The 18,302-nt window shown below is 59.0% G+C and carries 14 protein-coding genes; 9 read left to right on the top strand and 5 right to left on the bottom strand.

The genetic code is table 11. The features are described from left to right. Positions 1-248 precede the first annotated feature (248 nt). Both GEI7407_RS20280 and GEI7407_RS12880 read right to left on the bottom strand, forming a co-directional pair. Complete coding sequence (locus GEI7407_RS20280) at positions 249-563, bottom strand: hypothetical protein (protein ID WP_071880839.1); 315 nt, start codon at positions 561-563, stop codon at positions 249-251. 356 nt (positions 564-919) lie between these two features. Next, positions 920-1,519 carry a DNA-3-methyladenine glycosylase gene (locus GEI7407_RS12880; protein WP_015172624.1) on the bottom strand — a complete coding sequence of 200 codons (600 nt, stop codon included), beginning with the start codon at positions 1,517-1,519 and terminating at the stop codon, positions 920-922. Between the two features lie 443 nt (positions 1,520-1,962). On the opposite strand from GEI7407_RS12880, the gene GEI7407_RS19620 reads away from it, so the two are divergent. From GEI7407_RS19620 to GEI7407_RS12860, 4 genes are all read left to right on the top strand, one after another. Continuing rightward, positions 1,963-5,715 (top strand): PAS domain S-box protein, encoded by a 3,753-nt coding sequence (locus tag GEI7407_RS19620; RefSeq protein ID WP_015172623.1) that lies wholly within the window; start codon positions 1,963-1,965, stop codon positions 5,713-5,715. 18 nt (positions 5,716-5,733) lie between these two features. Continuing rightward, complete coding sequence (locus GEI7407_RS12870; protein ID WP_015172622.1) at positions 5,734-5,988, top strand: hypothetical protein; 255 nt, start codon at positions 5,734-5,736, stop codon at positions 5,986-5,988. A 148-nt stretch (positions 5,989-6,136) separates the two neighbouring features. Further along, entirely contained in the window at positions 6,137-7,513 is a 1,377-nt protein-coding gene (locus GEI7407_RS12865) for a glycoside hydrolase family 10 protein (RefSeq protein WP_015172621.1), read from the top strand. Then, a complete protein-coding gene (locus GEI7407_RS12860; RefSeq protein WP_015172620.1) occupies positions 7,510-8,121 on the top strand; it encodes a hypothetical protein in 612 nt (203 codons plus the stop codon). Before GEI7407_RS12865 ends, GEI7407_RS12860 begins: the two co-directional genes overlap by 4 nt. Here GEI7407_RS12860 and GEI7407_RS12855 read toward each other — a convergent pair. Further along, on the bottom strand, positions 8,083-8,940 hold the full coding sequence (locus GEI7407_RS12855; RefSeq protein WP_015172619.1) for a PHP domain-containing protein: 858 nt from the start codon (positions 8,938-8,940) through the stop codon (positions 8,083-8,085). The two genes, GEI7407_RS12860 and GEI7407_RS12855, sit on opposite strands and share 39 nt — an antisense overlap. A 186-nt stretch (positions 8,941-9,126) precedes the next feature. Here GEI7407_RS12855 and GEI7407_RS12850 point away from each other — a divergent pair, with 186 nt between their 5' ends. The 3 genes from GEI7407_RS12850 to yidD all read left to right on the top strand — a co-directional run bounded on the left by GEI7407_RS12850 (position 9,127) and on the right by yidD (position 13,084). Continuing rightward, a complete protein-coding gene (locus tag GEI7407_RS12850) occupies positions 9,127-11,130 on the top strand; it encodes a cation:proton antiporter (protein ID WP_015172618.1) in 2,004 nt (667 codons plus the stop codon). A 206-nt stretch (positions 11,131-11,336) separates the two neighbouring features. Further along, entirely contained in the window at positions 11,337-12,653 is a 1,317-nt protein-coding gene (locus tag GEI7407_RS19615) for a pentapeptide repeat-containing protein (RefSeq protein ID WP_015172617.1), read from the top strand. 140 nt (positions 12,654-12,793) lie between these two features. Continuing rightward, complete coding sequence (yidD, locus tag GEI7407_RS12840) at positions 12,794-13,084, top strand: membrane protein insertion efficiency factor YidD (RefSeq protein ID WP_015172616.1); 291 nt, start codon at positions 12,794-12,796, stop codon at positions 13,082-13,084. A 110-nt stretch (positions 13,085-13,194) separates the two neighbouring features. Here the strand turns inward: yidD and GEI7407_RS12835 are convergent, their stop codons facing one another. Next, entirely contained in the window at positions 13,195-15,120 is a 1,926-nt protein-coding gene (locus GEI7407_RS12835) for a heavy metal translocating P-type ATPase (RefSeq protein ID WP_015172615.1), read from the bottom strand. A gap of 81 nt (positions 15,121-15,201) precedes the next feature. Between GEI7407_RS12835 and GEI7407_RS12830 the strand changes: the two genes are divergently transcribed. Both GEI7407_RS12830 and GEI7407_RS12825 read left to right on the top strand, forming a co-directional pair. Then, positions 15,202-16,314: a precorrin-8X methylmutase gene (locus GEI7407_RS12830; protein WP_015172614.1), complete on the top strand. Its 1,113-nt coding sequence runs from the start codon at positions 15,202-15,204 to the stop codon at positions 16,312-16,314. 15 nt (positions 16,315-16,329) lie between these two features. Beyond that, positions 16,330-16,893: an RNA 2'-phosphotransferase gene (locus GEI7407_RS12825; protein WP_015172613.1), complete on the top strand. Its 564-nt coding sequence runs from the start codon at positions 16,330-16,332 to the stop codon at positions 16,891-16,893. A 38-nt stretch (positions 16,894-16,931) separates the two neighbouring features. On the opposite strand, the gene GEI7407_RS12820 is transcribed toward GEI7407_RS12825, so the two are convergent. Then, entirely contained in the window at positions 16,932-17,873 is a 942-nt protein-coding gene (locus tag GEI7407_RS12820) for an aldo/keto reductase (RefSeq protein ID WP_015172612.1), read from the bottom strand. Positions 17,874-18,302 lie beyond the last annotated feature (429 nt).

Genomic DNA, 18,302 nt, shown 5'->3' with positions numbered 1-18,302 from the left:
TTACTCTAGAGACCTGCGCCAAAAAATCATTGAGGTCTCTAAGCAAGGAAACACATCAATTCGCGCAGTGGCGGAGTGCTTCGGGGTTAGCAAATGCGTTTCTGAGCTAATTGCCCCTGCTACTCGTGCAATTCTCTCTACGGCAAAGAGTTTCTACAAGAATTGATGTATTGACTGATCATTTCTTGTTAGGTGGTTATCACCAAAAAAATCTATTGACAGGGGCACTGATTTCGAGAGATTTTTCTCTATCTTGGAGCCCTTGTCCAGCCGCTGGCGATCGCCTCATTTTCAGTGCAAAACCACCTTTCGCCAGCAGATTGATCGATTCTGGTAGATTCATAATCTTCCATTCCAGGTACATGATAAAGCTTTCTTCCTGAATCTATAGAGATGTTGCCTTTGATATTGCATTCCGAACGAATAGAGGAGTTGCTAGAACTTTGACTGGGGCTCTTGGAGACTGGATTGAAGTTGTCAAAAAATTGACTAGAAGCTAAGACGAAAAGTCCAGCGCCACCCAAAAACTTAATGATGGTGTTCCAGGGAGATTTTGGCTTCATTTTCTGTTTTGGTTTTTGATTTACTATGAATTTGAGTGAAATCTCTAAAGTCGAAGCTTGGGAAGCTTGAATGCTTCTGTCTGATTCAACGATTGTTTCATATAAAGCCGTGTCTCTAGATTAAAAGTAAAAGCTTCCTTTTGGTACTGTATTGATGCGTAAGAAAATGTTTTCTATTGTCTGATCGAATAAAGCCAAAGCCTCATCATCTTTATAGGCTTTAATTTACTCTCTTTGGATATAAAGAGCATGGCATCATTCTAAAAACAAGACTTTTTCAGTATTCCCAAATTTGCGATCGCCAAACGTGATATTTACAGAAAGCTGATCGGGCTTGTTTAGATGAGGCTGAAACTTTAGCCTTTGCGGGAGACGGCGGGGCAGTGGTTGAGATACCAGCGCCAGGGGAGATCGACGCCTTTGGTGAGGCCGATGCGGGTGGTTTGGGTGATGGAAAAAGTTTGTTGATCGAAGCGGTGTTGCCAGTCAGGAGAGCGGTGCTCTAGCCAGAGGCTCTGACCGGGTTGGAGGGGGGTTGCGTTGAGAGAGCGATCGATCTGGAGAGTGCGACAGAGCTTGCCGGGGCCAGCGGCGATGCGATGGGGCTTGGGTTCGCGCTGGGGGTCGACCCAGGCCGGGACGCTGGCGAGTTGCAGAGCCCGAATCAGCACAGCGCTGGCGATGCCATCTTGGTCAGTCACGACATTGAGACAGTGATAGCACCCGTAGATCAAATAGATATAGGCCGTCCCGGCAGGCCCAAATATCACTTTGTTGCGGGGGGTGGGGCGCTGATAGGCGTGCATGGCGGGGTCTCCAGGACCGTAGGCTTCGGTCTCGACGATGGTGCCCGCGAGGCAGGTCCCGTCGGGTAGTCGCCGCAGGAGGGTGCAGCCAATCAGGTCTGGAGCAACTTCGGTGGAAGGGCGACTGAGCCAGTGGGCGTCAATGAGCATGAATTCAAAAGCGCTGAGGGCGAGGATAGGGTCTCTTGGCGGCGTGGGCTGGGGTAGGACGGGACGAAAACAGCGAAGCTTCGCTGAGGCGGACAAATGCGATCGCCCCTAGTAGATCTTAATAAAAGAAAATAAAGCGTCTGGAGGACTCTGGGAATTTTCGGGGCTGAAGGGGTGCTACTAAGAACAAGAGGCGCTGCAAAGGGGCGATCGCTTCTTCACTCTTCGTTAAAGTTTTGGGGAATGCCGGGCACGCTAACGGTAGGTTTGAACTGGATATTAAATTTTTTGGGGAGCGATCGCGGCTTGATGGAGGAGCAAGCTGCCCAGTGCTTTTGCGGATTGCTGCCAGTATCAAAATGGCTGTGTCCAAAGGTCTAGCCTTGGTTGAGCGATCGTCTACTTTCCTGACCCTGACCCCCTCAACGTAGGACGCTGACGCAATGCAATACAATCGACGCGGGCCGCAGGATGCCCACTTTCGCAGTGACGGGGGCGTGAACTTGGAGGAAGATACCGGGCTAGAGGCGATGCTGACCCACTTGCCGGGGGTGGTGTATCAGCTTCAGCATCATGGGGATGGGTCATGGCTGTTTTCCTACCTGAGTGCGGCCTGTTGGGGGCTCCTGGGCCTAGAGGCGGAGGCGGTGCGCGATCGCCCGCATTTGCTGTTTGACCGGATCGTGGCTGAGGACCTAGGGGAGTTTTGGCGATCGCTCCAGGCTGCGGAGCAGGCTCAGGGGGCTTGGCACTGGCAGGGACGCTTTTGCCTGCCGACGGGGGAGATCAAATGGCTCGAAACCACGGCCAATCCCCAAACTTTGCCTGGGGGAACCGTGGTGTGGGCGGGGCTGTGGCTGGACATTACGGTGCGCAAAGAGGCAGAACTCTCGACGGTAGCGGCGATCGCGGCCCATTCCCCCGAGCAGCGCGACGAGTGGCTGACCATCCTCCTCGACAATGCCCCGCTGATCCTCTACACCCTCGACACCCAGGGCCGCTTCACCTTCTCGGCGGGCAGCGGTTTGCGACTGCTGGGCCTCCAGCCCCAGCAGGTGGTCGGCGCATTGGTGTATGACCTCTATCAAGACTGCCAGGAGGCCCTGGTAGCCGTCGATCGGGCCTTGGCGGGGGAGGCCTCCATCGCCACGATTCAGGTCGGGGATGTTTATTTCGAGAACTCCTGCATTCCCTGCCGTGACAAGGGAGGCGCGATCGTCGGCGTGATCGGCGTTGCCCTGGATATCTCCCACCGCAAGCAGCTCGAAGAAGCCCAGCGCACCCAGGAGTACCAAATCCAGCGCCAAAACCAGGCCCTCCTGGACCTCTCAAAAAACAAGGTGCTCAGCAGCGGCATTTTGGAGAAGGCGTTTCAGGAGATGACGGTGGTAGCCGCTACCACCCTGGGCATTGAGCGGGCGAGCATTTGGCTGTTTGATGCCGATCGCACCCAGCTGCAATGCCAGGATCTCTATCAGCTTTCCCTGGGTTGCCATTCCCAGGGCATCGAGTTGCGGATAGAAGACTATCCGGGATACTTTGCGGCCCTTGAGCATCAGGCGACCATTGTGGCGAGCGAAGCGCGCACCGATCCGAGTACGCGCGAGTTTACCGAAAACTATTTCCAGCCCCTGGGCATCATGTCGCTGCTAGATTCGCCGATTCAGCTGGGCGGCAAGATCGTGGGAGTGGTGTGCTTTGAGCAGGTGGGTGAGCCCCGCTACTGGTCCCAGGCGGAGCAGACCTTTTCGCGATCGCTGGCTGACATTGCTGCGCTGGCCCTGGAGATCCACGAGCGGCAGCGGGCCGAGCGCGATCGCGATCGCTTCTTTGCGGTGTCCCAGGATTTGCTGTGCGTGGCCACCCTCGACGGCTACTTTCGCCGGGTCAATCCGGCCTGGGAGACCGTGCTGGGCTACACCGAAGCCGAGCTGCGATCGCGCCCCCTGCTGGATTTCGTGCACCCGAGCGATCGCGCGGCCACCCTCGCCGAGGCCCGCCGCCTGCGCGACCAAGACACCGCCTACCTGGAAAACCGCTACCGGGCCAAGGACGGCACCTACCGCTGGCTGGCCTGGAACTCAACGGTGTCCCGCGAAGATGACCTCGTCTACGCCGTGGCCCGCGACATCACCCACCTCAAGCAGGCCCAAAAAGAGCACCGCAAGCTGATCGCCCTGATCGAAAACAGCAGTGATTTTATTTGCCTGACCGCCCTCGATGGCCGCGTGCTCTACCTCAACCCCGCTGGGCAGCGCCTCGCTGGCGTCGAGAGTCTGGCCGCCGCCAAGGCCTACTGGCTGTTTGAGTTTCTGGTGCCCCACCAGCGCGACGCCTTTGCGCAGGAGGTGCTGCCCCGGGTGCTGCGCGACGGGGCCGCCCAAGGAGAAGTGCGGCTGCAGCCCGTGGCCGGAAACGCCGAGGTCGTGGTGGAGCACAACACCTTCGTGATCGCCAGTCCCACCAGCAACGAGCCGCTGTGTCTGGCGACGATCTTCCGGGACATCAGCGATCGCAAACGGTTTGAGGCGAATTTGCTGGAGCGCGAGCAGTTTCTGCGCACCATCTACGACGGCATTGAGCAAATCATCAGCGTGCTGGATGTGCGGCCCGATCGCGACTTCCGCGTCCTGGGCTGGAATCACGTCGCGACGCGCATCATCGGCTTGACCAGCGCCCAGGTCCAAGGCCGCACCCTCGAAGAAGCGCTGGGCGAAGAAAATGGCCGCCAGTGGCGTCAGCGCTACGCCCAGGCCGTGGCCACGGGGGAGACCCTCACCTACGAGGATCTCTACTGCCTCAATGGCCAAGAGTCGTGGTGGCTCTCCCACATCACGCCCCTGCGCAATGAGGCAGGCGAAGTCTACCGTTTGGTGATGACGGCCTCGGACGTGAGCGATCGCAAGCGGGTCGAAAAAGAGCAGGCCCGTCTGACCGCCATCCTGGAGGCGACCAGCGACTTGGTGGGAATTGGGGATGCGACGGGCCAGAGTATCTATCTCAATAAGGCCGGTCGCCGCATGATGGGGCTGGCAGAGGATGCCGATATTAGCGGGATTCCCTGCTGCGACTTTGTGGTGCCGGCCCAGCGAGAGCGCTTTCAGCGAGAGGCGATGCCCTTTGCCCTCGAGCACGGCCTGTGGTCTGGGGAGAACGTCATGGGGTATCGCGGCGCGGAGGTGCCCGTGTCCCAGGTGATCATCATCCACCGAGACCCCGAAGGGAATGTCGAGTTTTTGTCCACGGTGGCGCGGGACATCAGCGATCGCAAGCGCACCGAGGCCCAGCTCCGTCAGCAGGCCGACGAGATTGCCCAGACCCTGCGGGAGCTCCAGCGCACCCAGACGCAGCTCGTCCAGAGCGAAAAGATGTCGAGCCTCGGCCAGCTGGTGGCGGGAGTCGCCCACGAGATCAACAACCCGGTGAACTTCATTTCGGGCAACCTCACCCACGCCAGCGAGTACACCCGCGATCTGCTGGCGCTGATGACCCTGTACAACCAGCACTACCCCGACCCTGTGCCCGAGATTCGCGATCGCTCGGAGGCCGTGGACCTCGACTTTTTGCTCGAAGACTTGCCCCGGCTGATCAGCTCGATGCGCGTAGGGGCCGATCGCATTCGGTCCATCGTGACGTCCCTGCGCACCTTCTCCCGCATGGACGAGGCTGAGATGAAAGCGGTGAACATCCACGAGGGCATCGACAGCACCCTGATGATTTTGCAAAATCGCCTCAAGGCCAAGTCCTATATGCCCGCGATCGCCGTGGTGAAGGAGTACGGCAGCTTGCCCCTGGTGGAGTGCTACGCAGGCCAGCTCAACCAGGTGTTTATGAATATCTTGACCAATGCGATCGACGCCCTAGAGGAGCGGGACGAGGGGCGATCGCCCGCCGACCGCCAAACGTGCCTCAGCCAAATCACCATCAAAACGGTCCTGCTTGAGGGCGATCGCGTAGCGATTCACCTGATCGACAACGGCCCCGGCATCCCCGAAAGCATCCAGCAGCGGCTGTTTGACCCCTTCTTCACCACCAAGCCGGTGGGCAAGGGGACGGGCCTGGGGATGTCCATCAGCTACCAAATCGTGACCGAAAAGCACCACGGCTCTTTGCACTGCGTTTCCTCCCCGGGGCAGGGAGCCGAGTTCATCATCACGATCCCCATTCGTCAGCCCATCACTCCCCACCAAGCTTGAGCCTGTGAGTCCGATCTGATGAAACTGGAATATTTGGTTGTGCGGCTGTTGTTGAGCTACGACAAGAACGGAGAGCGCTGGGTCCAGGCGGTGCGGGGCGACGCGACGAAGCTCGGCCCCCTCAAGAGCTGGACGGGAACCCTAGATGGGCTTCTAGATGCGCTGGGAGAGCAAGAGTGGGAGCTGGCGGCAGGCACCACGGCCCTTTCGGCCACGATCACCGACCTGCACCTAGTCCTCAAGCGCGCGAAGTCCCAGAGCAGCCCTGCGTAAAGATATGCCAACAAACGCTGCTCTCCTGGACCGTAGACGGAACAATAAAATCGCGAGAAATCAGCTCAGGAAAGACGCCGTGAATGCTTTGAAGGGGGATGAAAAAGGGGGCTGTGTGGATGGTCTGGAGCGGGCTGAACGATAGGCTATGGCTCGTCAATCGTCCCCACTCCTGGGTCGCCAGGCGGTCCTAATTTGCCAGCGGGCGATCGCCCCGGTGAGAGCCTGTTGGCATGCTCTGGGAGGGCGATCGCCCCGGCCGGGCCGTTGGCTGCTGGCTGCCCTACTGCTGGCGGTTTTGCTCATGGCGGGCGTGCCCCAGGCACTTCGGCAGGCCCCGACGGCCTCAGCGCCTGCATCGCCACCGGCAGAGCTGCGGGGGGTGTGGCTGACCAATGTCAGCAGCAACGTCCTCTTTGCTCCCTGGGCGATCAACCGCGCCTTTCGCCAGCTAGCGACCCTGCACTTCAACACCGTATACCCCGTGGTCTGGAATCGGGGCCATACTTTTTATCCCAGTGACGTGAGCCAGCGCTTTACGGGCCGCGACCAGGACCCGACGCTGCGGCTGTGGCGGGCGGGGCGCGACGTGCTGGCGGAGATGACGCGGGAAGGGCAGCACTACGGCCTGCGGGTGATTCCCTGGTTTGAGTATGGGTTCATGGCCCCTGCGCGATCGCCCCTCGTGCGCCAGCATCCCCACTGGCTGACCCAGCGCCAAGACGGCTCCCAAACCGTGGGCGACTTTGAGGGGGCGGCCCTAGAGCTCTCTGGCCGATCGCGAGAATCGGGCTGGCAGCGGCTGCGATCGCACCTAGGCGATCGCGTCGTGGGCCAGCGAGTCTGGCTCAATCCTCTGCACCCCGAGGTGCAGGACTTCATTTTGCAGCTGGTCCTAGAAGTGGTCACCCGCTATGACCACATTGCGGGCATTCAGCTCGATGATCACTTTGGTCTGCCCGTGGAGTTTGGCTACGACCCCTACACCGTCGCCCGCTACCAGCTCGACCACGGGGGCGCTCGTCCGCCCCGGGACCCCCGCGATCCGGAGTGGGTGCGCTGGCGGGCCGATCGGCTGACGGCATTCATGGGCCGAATTGCTGAGGCGGTCCACCAGGCCCGGCCGGGCTGCATCGTGTCGCTGTCCCCCAACTCCCAGGGCTTTGCCTACACAGCCTATTTGCAAGACTGGAGCACCTGGGTCGAGCGGGGATGGGTCGATGAGCTGGTGGTGCAGGTTTATCGCCGTCACCTCGACGCCTTTTTGCTCGAGCTGGACCAGCCCGCCCTCCAGCAGGCCCAGGCCAAGATTCCGGTGGGAGTCGGCATCTTGACGGGATCCTGGAAGAAGCCGGTGAAAATGGCTCAAATCGAGCAGCAGGTGCAGGCCGTGCGCGATCGCGGTTTGCGCGGTGTTTCGTTCTTCTACTGGGAAAGCCTGTGGAGCTACCTGACCCCCGAAGCGCCCCGCCAGCGCCGCGCCGCCTTCCAGACCCTCTTTGATCCGTTGGAGCAAGCAACATGAGCCCTAGCCGCATCGCCTCTCGCGCAGAGGTGGGTTTTGGATTTTGGCTGCAGTGGGTCGCGCTGACGGTGCTGGCCTTTGGCCTCAGTCTCTACTGGATCGAGGTGGGCTATCGCAGCGACTTGGGGGCGATCGCCGGGGGGCTGGGCGGCCTGTGCGTCGGAGCGGCCCAGGGCTGGCGACTGCGGCGCTGGGGCCTGTGTGCTTGGCGCTGGGCCTTGGCGACCGCCCTGGGCTGGGCCGCTTTGGGCCTGTTGGGGGTGGGTGCCCTGGGCTGGGTGGTGCCCCAGACCCACGACATCGGGCCGCGCCTCGTCTACGGCTTGCTGGACGGCCTCAAGGTCGGCGTGATCCTGGGGAGCGCCCAGTGGTGGGTGCTGCGCCAGGGCCAGGATCAAACCTGGCTGTGGATTCCGGTGAATGTGGTGAGCTGGTCGACCGCCCTGGCCCTGGGCTGGGTTGTGGGTGGGGTCCTGCGGCAGGTGACCGGCGTCTTTGGGGGAGAAGTGGTGGGGCTGGGCCTTGTCTGGCTGGTGGCGGCCATGCTCAGCGGCCTCAACCTGATTAGCCTACTGAGCGATCGCCCCCGAAAGGCCCTCTTGACGTAGGGTTTGGGCGGTGTCCTTCAGCGGAGTCAGCAGATCCAGGGGCACCCGCAGCAGATTGAGCAGGCCCCAGTCGTCGGGCTTGGCGTTGGCCTGGGGGCCGTGGTAGTCGCTGCCGCCGGTCTTGAGCAGTTTGTACTGCTGACTGAGGGACTCCAGGGTCGCCACCTGCTGAAAGGAGTGATGGGGATGGTAGACCTCGATGCCCAGCAGCCCCGCCTCGACCAGGTTTCGCAGGGTCAGCTCCAGACCGCCGCCCCGAAACAGATAAGGATGCGCCCACACGGGCACCGCGCCGCTCTGGCGCAGGAGGGCCACGCCTTCTTCGCTGCTGAGGGGCTCGTAGCTGACGCAGGCGGGCCGATCGTCTCCCAAAAAGCGATCGAAGGCTTCCTCGGGCGATCGCACGTGACCCGCTTTTACTAGGGCCGCCGCCAGGTGGGGCCGTCCGGGGGCCATGGCGGGGCCGAGGGTGGGCAGCTCGATGGGATAGCCCAGCGCCGCCAGCTTTTCGGCCATCTCCTGGGCGCGGCGCTGACGACCGGCCAGCCGCTCGGCCAGCACCGGCTTCAGGCGCTCCGGATCTGGATAAAAGCCCAAAATATGCAGCGATCGCCCATTTTTGACCGTGCTCAGCTCTAGACCGGGAATAATCTCCAAATCTGTGCCCGCAGCAGCGGCGTAGGCTTCATCCCAGCCGCCAATTGTGTCATGATCCGTGATCGCCAGAGCCCTGACCCCCCGAGCGAGGGCCGCAGCCACTAACTCTGTGGGCGTCAAGGTGCCATCAGAATAGGTGGTATGGCAATGAAGCTCTAGCATGGCGGTATGCTCATCAACGATTTGGGGCGCTCTCGGAACGCTGAACGGGCGATCGCCCTTAGCTAGACCCTAGCCGAAAACGATCGTCAGCGGGAAATTTTCTCGCCCGCCTCCGCAAGGCGATCGCAGCGCTCTAGCCAACCTTTTTCATCCCCAATATTTGTTCTAGTTTTCCAGGAGACCCGCATGGCGAGTGAGCTGAAACTCATTGTTGACATGGTGACTGTCTTGGGGTCAGCCACCGCCGGCGGCTACCTGGCCCACCAGCTCCGCCAACCCGTTTTGCTGGGATACCTCGTGGGTGGCATGGTCATTGGCCCAGCGGGGTTTGGGCTGGTCGCCCTCGAGGGTGACATCCAGGTGCTCTCCGAAGTCGGCGTGGCCCTGCTGCTGTTTGCCCTGGGCGTCGAGTTTTCCCTCAAAGATCTTCTGCGGATGCGCAAGATCGCCCTGGGCGGCGGCTCGCTCCAGATCTTGCTGACGATCTTGCTGGGGGGCGGCCTCGCCTACCTGCTGGGCTGGGTGAGCACGATTCCCAAAGCGATTTTTCTGGGGGCGGTGCTGTCGCTGTCCTCGACCGCCGTCGTCCTGAAAACCCTGATCGAGCGCAACGAAGCCCAAACGGTGAATGGGCAAGTCATGCTGGCCATGCTGATCGTCCAGGACTTGGGCCTGGGGCTGATGCTGGCGGTATTGCCGGCTCTGACCCAGCCGCCGGAGGCCATTGGCAGCGCGCTGCTCTTTGCGCTTTTCAAGGCGGTGCTGTTCCTCGTTGCGGCGGTGTTTGCGGGGAAGTGGCTGATTCCGCCTTTGGTGCGCATCATTGGCCGCAGCGGATCCCAGGAGCTGTTTTTGCTGGGGATTTTGGTGCTGTGCTTGGGCATTGCCCTGATGACGTACTTTATGGGGCTGGGCATTGCCATGGGGGCCTTTGTGGCGGGGCTGATGATTTCCAATATCGAGTACGCGGATCACGCCCTCGATCGGGTGCTGCCCATGCGGGATGTGTTCGCCACCCTGTTTTTCGCCTCCATTGGTCTGCTGATCGACCCCCAGTTTCTCTGGGAGAACGCTGGAATTTTGCTGGGGCTGGTGGCGGTGTCGATGGTTGGGAAAGCGGCCATTGTGGGGCTGGTGGTCCGGGGGTTTGGCTACCCGCTCAGGACGGCGATCGCCGTGGGTCTGGGCATCAACCAGATCGGGGAATTTTCCTTTGTGCTGGCTAGCATGGCCCAGTCCCAGGGACTCTTTACGCCGAGGGTGTACGGCCTGGTGGTGGGCACCACGGCGGCAACGCTGCTCTTGGCGCCTCTTTTTCTCCGGCTGACGCCGGTGCTGCTGCGCGTCCTGGAGGACATGCCCCGGCTGCGCTACTGGCTGCGCCTCAGTCCGCCGCCGGTGCTGGTGGGGGCTGAGGAAGGAGAGCTGGTAGACCATATTGTGGTGGTGGGCTACGGCCGGGTGGGCCAAACCCTGGTTCGGATGCTCTATTTCCAGGGGCACCAGATCTTGGTGATTGACAGTAATGAAGCGGCGCTGCCGGCCCTGCGCGATCGGGGAATTCCCTATCTGTTTGGCGATGCGTCGAGTGTGCTGGTCCTAGAAAAAGCCAATCTGCCGAAGGCTCGCGCCCTAGCGATCGCCCTTCCCGATCCCTTGGCCACTCGTCTCACCCTCAACCGCGCCTTGAGCCTAGCGCCGGATCTCGACGTCACCGTGCGAGCCCACGCCAACCACGAAATCGACGCGCTGTATCAGCTGGGAGCCCAGGAGGTGGTGCAGCCGGAGTTTGAAGCGGCGCTGGAGATGGGAGCCCACATGCTCCTGCAACTGGGGGACTCGGCCCCGGCGGTGCAGCAGGCGGTCAATCGCTATCGCCGAGGCCGCTATCGCGAGATTTTGCCGGAGCGGGCAGAGTACTGGGGCGTGACCGACTGGGAGACGACGCTGGATGGCCTGCCCCACACCTGGTACGTGCTCCAGGACGATTCGCCGTTGCAGGGGCTCAGTCTGGCCCAGTCCAATATTCGACGACGGACTGGGGCGACGGTGATGGCCATTGAGCGCAACAAGCAGCTTCATCGCTACCCGACGGGCGAGGTGACCCTTGCCCCAGGCGATCGCCTTTTGGTCGTCGGCAACCCCGAAGAACAAGCCGCTTTTGAGCAGCTTCTACACGCCGCTTCCTAATTCGCCTCAACTGCACAATAAGACAGAAAATGCTTGATTTTGTGGATTTAATGAGCCAATAAGATCAGGAAAAATTAATCTTTTTTCAGCCCAAAAGCCTTTGAGTTAGGGATAGCATAGTCAGAAATAAAAACTTATTCAGCAGAAAATATGATTTCTGCTAGTGGTTTTGATCGACAAACAAACGCTCCTTTCTAGCGATCGCCATGCAGAAGTATCCCAAGGATAAAGCCGCAAAGGTCAAAAAAATACAAGAGCTCTATGCCTCAGGAGTGCGAGACTTCTCCTCTCAAGAAGATGACCTAAATCTCGATGGTGTGGACTTTACAGGAGTTGATTTGCAAGATGCCAATCTCTCTTATCTATCGATGATCAAATCGAAGATAGTTGGTGCCAATTTTAGTCGCGTCGATTTGTCTGACAATAATTTGACAGAAGCCGATTTAAGCGAAACAAACTTGAGCTCAGCAAACCTAGGCTATTCTTGCCTACACCGAGCAAAACTTGACAAGGCCGTTCTGTCGGATGCCAAATTAGATAATGCTGAGTTAAATGATGCTTCTTTGAGAGAGGCAAATCTGCAAGGAGCAGATCTGTGTAATTCTAAGCTGATAAATGTAGATTTTCGCGGTGCAGATTTACGAAATACTAACTTGTCAGACATTGATGCTAAAGGGGCTAATTTTGAAGATGCAGATTTGCGTGAAGCCAATTTAGGCCAGGCTCTTTTGTGTGGTGCAAATCTAGACAAAATTATTCTGCCAAATGCTAATTTGGCTTGTGTCGACTTCAGCAATGCCTCTTTGCAAGAGGCAGATTTACAAGGAGCGAATCTAACGGATTCCAGTTTTGTAAATGTGGATTTTCGCAATGTAAAGCTATCGAATGCCAACTTTTTCCGAGCCGAGCTTAAAGGCGCTAATTTCGAGAATGTAGATTTGCGAGAGGTGAATTTAGAAAATTCTATTCTGATCAATGCCAATCTTCGCGGCTCCAACCTCTGTAACGTTAACCTTTCATACGCTGATCTGAAGGGTGCTAATTTCGAGAATGCGGATTTACGGGGTGCTGATTTAGATGGTGTTCGGTATGATGAAACTACGCAATTCCCTGAAGATATTCATCCATCTTCCTATCAAGGGCTGTGGTTAGATGAAGACACGTTTGTAAAATATGACTGTATAGATCGCATAAGAATTGCGAAAAGCTGGGATAGATTTTCAGATTTAATGCTTGACATGGGGTTTGGAGAAGAAGTCTCAAAAATGGTCAAAACCGTTGATGATGACTCCACTGATGACTGGTTTGATGACTCCAATGATGACTGCTACTCCTACAGGCATGATATTGAATTCAAAGATGTAAACATTAGATTGTCAGACTTGCAAGATTTGGACTGGGACTACGTAGTGATAAAAAGTAGTACATCTCTTGATGGGTATGATTTTGGTTATCTTTCCTCAGCAATAAAGGAAGCAGTAGAATCTGGTGATATTGAATTGGAGATTTATTTGTATACCTAAAATGAACTAATTTTCTAATTAGGAACCTATGTCTAGGGCTACAGGTCTTGCAAATCTTGTAGATAGACCTATTGATAGAGCTTTGATGGGGATATGTTAGCTACAAGGTGAGGGTCAGTCTTCATCTCTTGGCTAATCCCATGACGGCTTACTCTTTAGAAACCTTGGCGACTCAAGCGGCGATCGCCTCTTTGGATGTCTACCGCGCCCACATTTCCCCGCGAAAAGGCTTCGGTTGCCCCCATCGCCTTTTGCACCAGGGTGAGTCCTGCTCGGACTACGTCAAGCGCATCCTGACCGAGCAAAACTTCAGCGCTGCGCTTCGCCTTTCTCCCGATCGCTTCAGAGCCTGCAAGGCGGCGGCCCAGACCCTCCAGTCCCAAAACGCCCAGAGTGGATGCATCATCATTCCCTGCTGCATTCCTATCTAGCGGGTTGGGGTTAGCAGGTTGGGGCTGGGCCGCTGCGCTGTCTGGCACCGATCGCTGAACCTGAGCGATCGCGTTGCGCCAAGACCCTTGTCGCCTCAGCGCGGGGCCTGTCACCCTCTCAGCAATCGCAACCCACTCAGCGTCACGATCACCGTCGAGCCTTCGTGCCCCAGCACTCCCAGCGGCAAGGTGATATCTCCGGCGAAGTTTGCAATTAACAAAATCACCACGAAACTGAGGGCAAACACAATGTTTTGCTTGACCACCCCTTGAGCGCGCCGACCCAGGCGAATCGCGTGCTCTAGGCGCTCCAGGCGATCCGCCATCAAGACAATATCTGCCGTTTCCAGGGCCACGTCACTGCCTGCGGCTCCCATGGCAATGCCAACGGATGCCTGTGCCAAGGCCGGAGCGTCATTGATGCCGTCGCCAACCATGGCCACGGACTGATACTGCTGTTGGAGCTTGCGAATGACGTCTACTTTCTCTTCGGGCAAGAGCTCTGCATAGACCTGATCGACTCCCACCTGCTGAGCAATGCTGTGGGCGGTGCGCGAATTGTCTCCTGTCAGCATGACAATCTGCTCAACGCCTAACCGCTTCAATCGGGCGATCGCCTTGGCTGCTGCTGGTCGCACCGTATCCGCCACCGCGATGATGCCCAAGATTTCTCCGGCGTAGGCAACCCAAACCACGGTTTTGCCATCAGCTTCCCACTGCTGGCTTTGTTCTCGGAGGGGTTGGGCCGCCGTGCTGACCTGTGCCTGGACAAAGGCCGCTTTGCCCGCGATCGCGCCTTGACCCTCGATGTCTCCCGTGATTCCCTGGCCCGCCCGGGCCTGAACGTTCACGGCGGCGGCCCAGGTCAGGTTTTGCTGGCGGGCGAACTGGGCGATCGCCTCCCCGATGGGATGCTCGGACAAGCTTTCCAGCGCCGCCGCCACTTGCAGAAGTTTGTTGGTAGAGGGCTGGGCCGAGAGCACGCTCACGACTTGCAGGTTGCCTGTGGTCAGCGTTCCGGTCTTGTCAAAGGCGATCGCCCGCACGCGCCCGATCTGCTCTAGCTGCGCCCCGTTCTTGAACAAGATGCCTTGGCGCGCCCCATTGGCGATGCCCGACAGCAGCGCAGGCATAATCGAAGCCATCAAAGCGCAGGGAGATGCCACTACCAAAAAAATTAGGGCTCGGTAGATCGTCTCTTCCCAGTTCCAGCCCAGCAGAAAGGGAGGCAGCGTACCCAGCAAGATCCCGGCCAGCACAATCACCTTGGCGTAGCCGCGCTCAAATCGCTCAATGAACTGCTGAGAGGGGGGCGCTTCCGTTTGCGCTTGCTGCACCAGACGGATCACCCGCTGAATCAAGCTACTTTCGGGCGGCTGGTGAATTTTTAGCCGCAGCGCCCCGCTGCCGTTGAGGGTGCCTGCAAAGACCTCATCGCCGATCGTCCTTTCCACCGGGATGGATTCTCCGGTGATCGAAGCCTGGTTGAGCGTGCTAAATCCTTCGATCACCAAGCCATCGGTTGGCACCAGTTCTCCCGGCTTCACCAGCACCTGATCGCCGATCTGGAGGTCCGCAACGGGAAGAATGTGCTCCTGGCCGCTGCGCATCACGCGCGCCGTATCAGCGGTGAGGCTCATCAGACCCTGGATGCTCCGCTCGGTGCGCTGCATCGCGTACCCCTCTAGCGCCCCGCTGATCGCAAAAATCAGAATCAGAACCGCCCCATCGACGATCAGGTAATACTCCCGTCGCCAGAGTCCCAGACCTGCGGCTCCCAGCGCGGCCACGATCATCAGCAGGTCCACGTCCAGTTCTTTTTCTTCAAAAAGGGTGGTGAGCCCCTCGCGGGCACTCTCGAACCCACCGATCACATAGGCTGCCGCCAGGACCCAGAGGGCTATGCCCAGCCAGCCGAAGTTGAGCATCTGCCAGCCTAGGAAGACGAGCACCGCGCAGGCGATCGCCGCTCCTGCGTCAGGGTGATCCTTGAGAAGGTTAGAAAATCGAGGGATAGGAGGGGGAGCTGCAACCATGCTTCAAAACGTCAGATTTCTGCCCTCCTAGCCTAAACCTTGACATTAGTGTCAATGTCAAGGTTTGAGTAAACTGAAAAAATGAAGACCGACCCCCTAACGATCAAAGAACTAACCGATGCGGTTGGCGGTGGCGTTACGCCCCGCATGGTGCGCCACTATCACACCCTCGGACTGCTGCCTCCGGTCCAGCGCTCCGAAGGCAACTACCGCCTCTATACTCAGCAGGACGTGCAGCGGCTCCAGCGGATCATCGCCCTGAAGCAGCAGGGGTTTCAGCTGTCCCACATTCGGCACCTGCTCGACAGCCATTCAGACGACGATGGCGATCCCACCCTGATGGCGCAGCTACAGCAGCAGTATCGCTCGGTGATTCAGCAGATTACTCGCCTCCGCCAGACGGCATCGGCCTTGGAGGGATTGCTGGGGCGCGACCAAGACTGCCAAATCACCCAAGCCGAAGCGCTGGCACAGCTCAAGCAGCTAGATGTCGACGCCCAGGAGGGCTTGGGAAAGCTCGACCAGCTGTGGCTCAATCTGGACGCCGAGACGACCAACCATCCAGAAGCATTTCAGGAGTCCCTGCAACACCTGCTGCCGGATTTGTCTGGCTATTCTGAAATCACGGTCCATCTGCTGCACCAGCTGGTGCTGGCGTGTGGCGATGTCAGCTTGGTGAGCGCTGTGCGGCTGAGCTCAGGGGCGATCGCCGCTGCCCGAGAGGCGCTGAAGGCCGGGTGCTCGGTTGTGACCGATGTTCCGGTGGTCGCGGCGGCCCTCGATCAGACTCGATTAGCCCATCTCAAATGCGCGATCGCAACCCTGATTGACGATCCTCACGTCACGGGGGTCAGCGAAGCCGAGCAAGCCTTTTGGAACCACGACCGCTGGCAGCAGCGGCTCCACCAGATTCCCCAGGGCTGCGTGCTGGTGGTTGGCTATGCTCCGTCTGTGTTGCTCACCGCCTGTAAGTTGATTGAGCAAGGGACAATCCAGCCCGCTCTCGTCATTGGCATGCCCATCGGCTTTAGCCATGCTCCAGCCGCGAAGCGACAGCTGATGACCACCTCAGTTCCTTCCATCACGGTTCAGGGGAGCCTCGGCGGGGGACTACTGGCCGCAGTGGCCCTAAACGCTCTAGCAGAAACATTCATTGCCAAGCCAGACTGCCACTGCTATCTCACTCGGACTTAGCAGGAGAAGCGATCGATGACAGAAAACTCGCCTTCTTTGGTCACTGCTAGCAAGTTTATGAGCCTGCTTCTGCGCCATCAGCCCGAGGCGATCGGCCTGAGCCTGGATGCCCAGGGATGGGCCTTGATCGAAGACTTGGTTCGGCTGTCCCAAAACTCGCGATCGCCCCTCACCCGGGAGGTGATTTTGGACGTGGTGCGCACCAACAGCAAACAGCGCTTTAGCGTGTCCGAGGACGGCCTGCGAATCCGGGCCAACCAGGGCCACTCGATCTCGGTGGATCTGGGCCTCGCGCCGATCGCGCCGCCGGAGGTGCTGTTTCACGGGACGGCCACGCGGTTTCTAGAGGCCATCTTGGCGGAGGGGCTGCGGCCAGGGTCTCGTCAGCACGTGCACCTGTCGGCAGACCCAGCCACCGCTCGGCAGGTTGGCCAGCGCCACGGCAAGCCGGTGGTGCTGGTCGTGGCCTCCGGCGCGATGCACCAGGCAGGCCACGAGTTTTTTCGCGCCGAAAACGGGGTCTGGCTGACGGCGGCAGTCCCTCCCCAATACCTGAAGGTGGCGGTGGACTCGCCCTAGGCCAGTCTGCCAGTTGGGGAGGCGCTGCCTCGGGCGCGCTAGCGCTCGTAGGAGTAAATGTCGCCGGGCTGCTCAAAGAGAGACTGCGATCGCGCGCTGAGAATCTCGATGTCTTCTGGGTCTAGGGTCCACTGGAGCGCCTCGACGTTGCTCTGGATCTGCGATCGCTTCAGCGTCAGGCCCGAAATCACCGCCTGCACGCCGGACTGCTGCTTCACCCAGTTCAGCGCCACCTGGGAAATGGTTTTGCCGTGCTTTTGGCCCACCTCTGCCAGGGTGTCCAGCATCCGCAGGACCGGCAGCCAGCCGCCATGAAGCCGGATCATGCGGCTGTAATAGAACGATCGCCCGTGATCGCCCTCCATTTTGGGGGCTTGGGTGCCGCGAAACTGGTCCGACAAAAAGCCGCCCGCCAAGGGACCGTAGGGCAGCAGCGCGACGTCATTGGCCACGCACAGAGCCTGCATCGCCGCCTCGACCCGCCGATCGATCAGGCTGTACTGGACCTGGTGAGTGCTGATGGGGGCGTATTGCAGCGCTTTCTCGAGCATGGCGGTGGTGAAGTTGGTCACGCCGAGCCGCTGGATTTTGCCCTGGTCCACGAGGTCCGCTAGGGCGGTGAAAGTGCCTGCGAAATCCACTTCCGGATCGTGCCAGTGAATTTGCAGGACATCGAGGGTGTCTCGCTGGAGATTGCGCAGGGAATTCTCGACTTTGCGGCGCACCTGAAACTCGCTCGGCGCCTCGCCAAAAAAGACGGCTTTGGTCAAGACAAAACTGTCGCTGCCTTTGAGGAGTCGACCCAAGAGGGTTTCGCTGCGCCCGTAGATGTCGGCGGTGTCGAAGCAGTTGATGCCGTGGGCCTGATAAAGGTCGATCGCCCGAGCAATCTCTGCTTCGGAAAGGGCTTTCCAACTGCGATCGTCAAGCTGCCAGCAGCCGACGATGAGCGAGTTCGGTAAAGGACGAAGACGGGTCATGGGCAAAACATTCAGGCACAAAGGTTGACGGAACAGTGTGAGGGGCGATCGCGCTCAAGGACGTTTTAACTGGCTGCGCCTGCCCGGCGAACTCGGGCCAATAACCTCAAAAAACGCCAAGAGACTGCGTCAGTTGACGATAACGCACCCTCTAGAAACCTGCCAACCTTTCCGAAAGGTTCCGCGATCGGCCTGTTTGACCCCTTGGGGGCTCTGAAAAGAGACCCGCCCGGACCGGCTTTGCCAAGGGCCCTGACCCCGCCGTGAAGTATTCCTAAATCTTGGCGGAAAGTGGCCTAAAAGTGCCGCAGACTAGAGGCAGATTCCGCGCTGGCTGGGCGAGATTTTGAGGGCAAACAAAGTGCTTCGATGGTGAGGTCTGGTTTCAACGTCGATCCGCCAACCAAGAGACTCCCAAGTTTGCGAAAT

Source organism: Geitlerinema sp. PCC 7407 (assembly GCF_000317045.1).
Lineage (GTDB): Bacteria > Cyanobacteriota > Cyanobacteriia > PCC-7407 > PCC-7407 > PCC-7407.
Note: the sequence above shows the minus strand (reverse complement) of the source record. Positions and strands in the feature narration are given on the sequence as shown.

Bases quoted from the DNA above. Each gene is read 5' to 3' on its own strand.
- GEI7407_RS20280 (WP_071880839.1), bottom strand. From the start codon at position 563: ATGAAGCCAAAATCTCCCTGGAACACCATCATTAAGTTTTTGGGTGGC.
- GEI7407_RS12880 (WP_015172624.1), bottom strand. From the start codon at position 1,519: ATGCTCATTGACGCCCACTGGCTCAGTCGCCCTTCCACCGAAGTTGCT.
- GEI7407_RS19620 (WP_015172623.1), top strand. From the start codon at position 1,963: ATGCAATACAATCGACGCGGGCCGCAGGATGCCCACTTTCGCAGTGAC.
- GEI7407_RS12870 (WP_015172622.1), top strand. From the start codon at position 5,734: ATGAAACTGGAATATTTGGTTGTGCGGCTGTTGTTGAGCTACGACAAG.
- GEI7407_RS12865 (WP_015172621.1), top strand. From the start codon at position 6,137: ATGGCTCGTCAATCGTCCCCACTCCTGGGTCGCCAGGCGGTCCTAATT.
- GEI7407_RS12860 (WP_015172620.1), top strand. From the start codon at position 7,510: ATGAGCCCTAGCCGCATCGCCTCTCGCGCAGAGGTGGGTTTTGGATTT.
- GEI7407_RS12855 (WP_015172619.1), bottom strand. From the start codon at position 8,940: ATGCTAGAGCTTCATTGCCATACCACCTATTCTGATGGCACCTTGACG.
- GEI7407_RS12850 (WP_015172618.1), top strand. From the start codon at position 9,127: ATGGCGAGTGAGCTGAAACTCATTGTTGACATGGTGACTGTCTTGGGG.
- GEI7407_RS19615 (WP_015172617.1), top strand. From the start codon at position 11,337: ATGCAGAAGTATCCCAAGGATAAAGCCGCAAAGGTCAAAAAAATACAA.
- yidD (WP_015172616.1), top strand. From the start codon at position 12,794: ATGACGGCTTACTCTTTAGAAACCTTGGCGACTCAAGCGGCGATCGCC.
- GEI7407_RS12835 (WP_015172615.1), bottom strand. From the start codon at position 15,120: ATGGTTGCAGCTCCCCCTCCTATCCCTCGATTTTCTAACCTTCTCAAG.
- GEI7407_RS12830 (WP_015172614.1), top strand. From the start codon at position 15,202: ATGAAGACCGACCCCCTAACGATCAAAGAACTAACCGATGCGGTTGGC.
- GEI7407_RS12825 (WP_015172613.1), top strand. From the start codon at position 16,330: ATGACAGAAAACTCGCCTTCTTTGGTCACTGCTAGCAAGTTTATGAGC.
- GEI7407_RS12820 (WP_015172612.1), bottom strand. From the start codon at position 17,873: ATGACCCGTCTTCGTCCTTTACCGAACTCGCTCATCGTCGGCTGCTGG.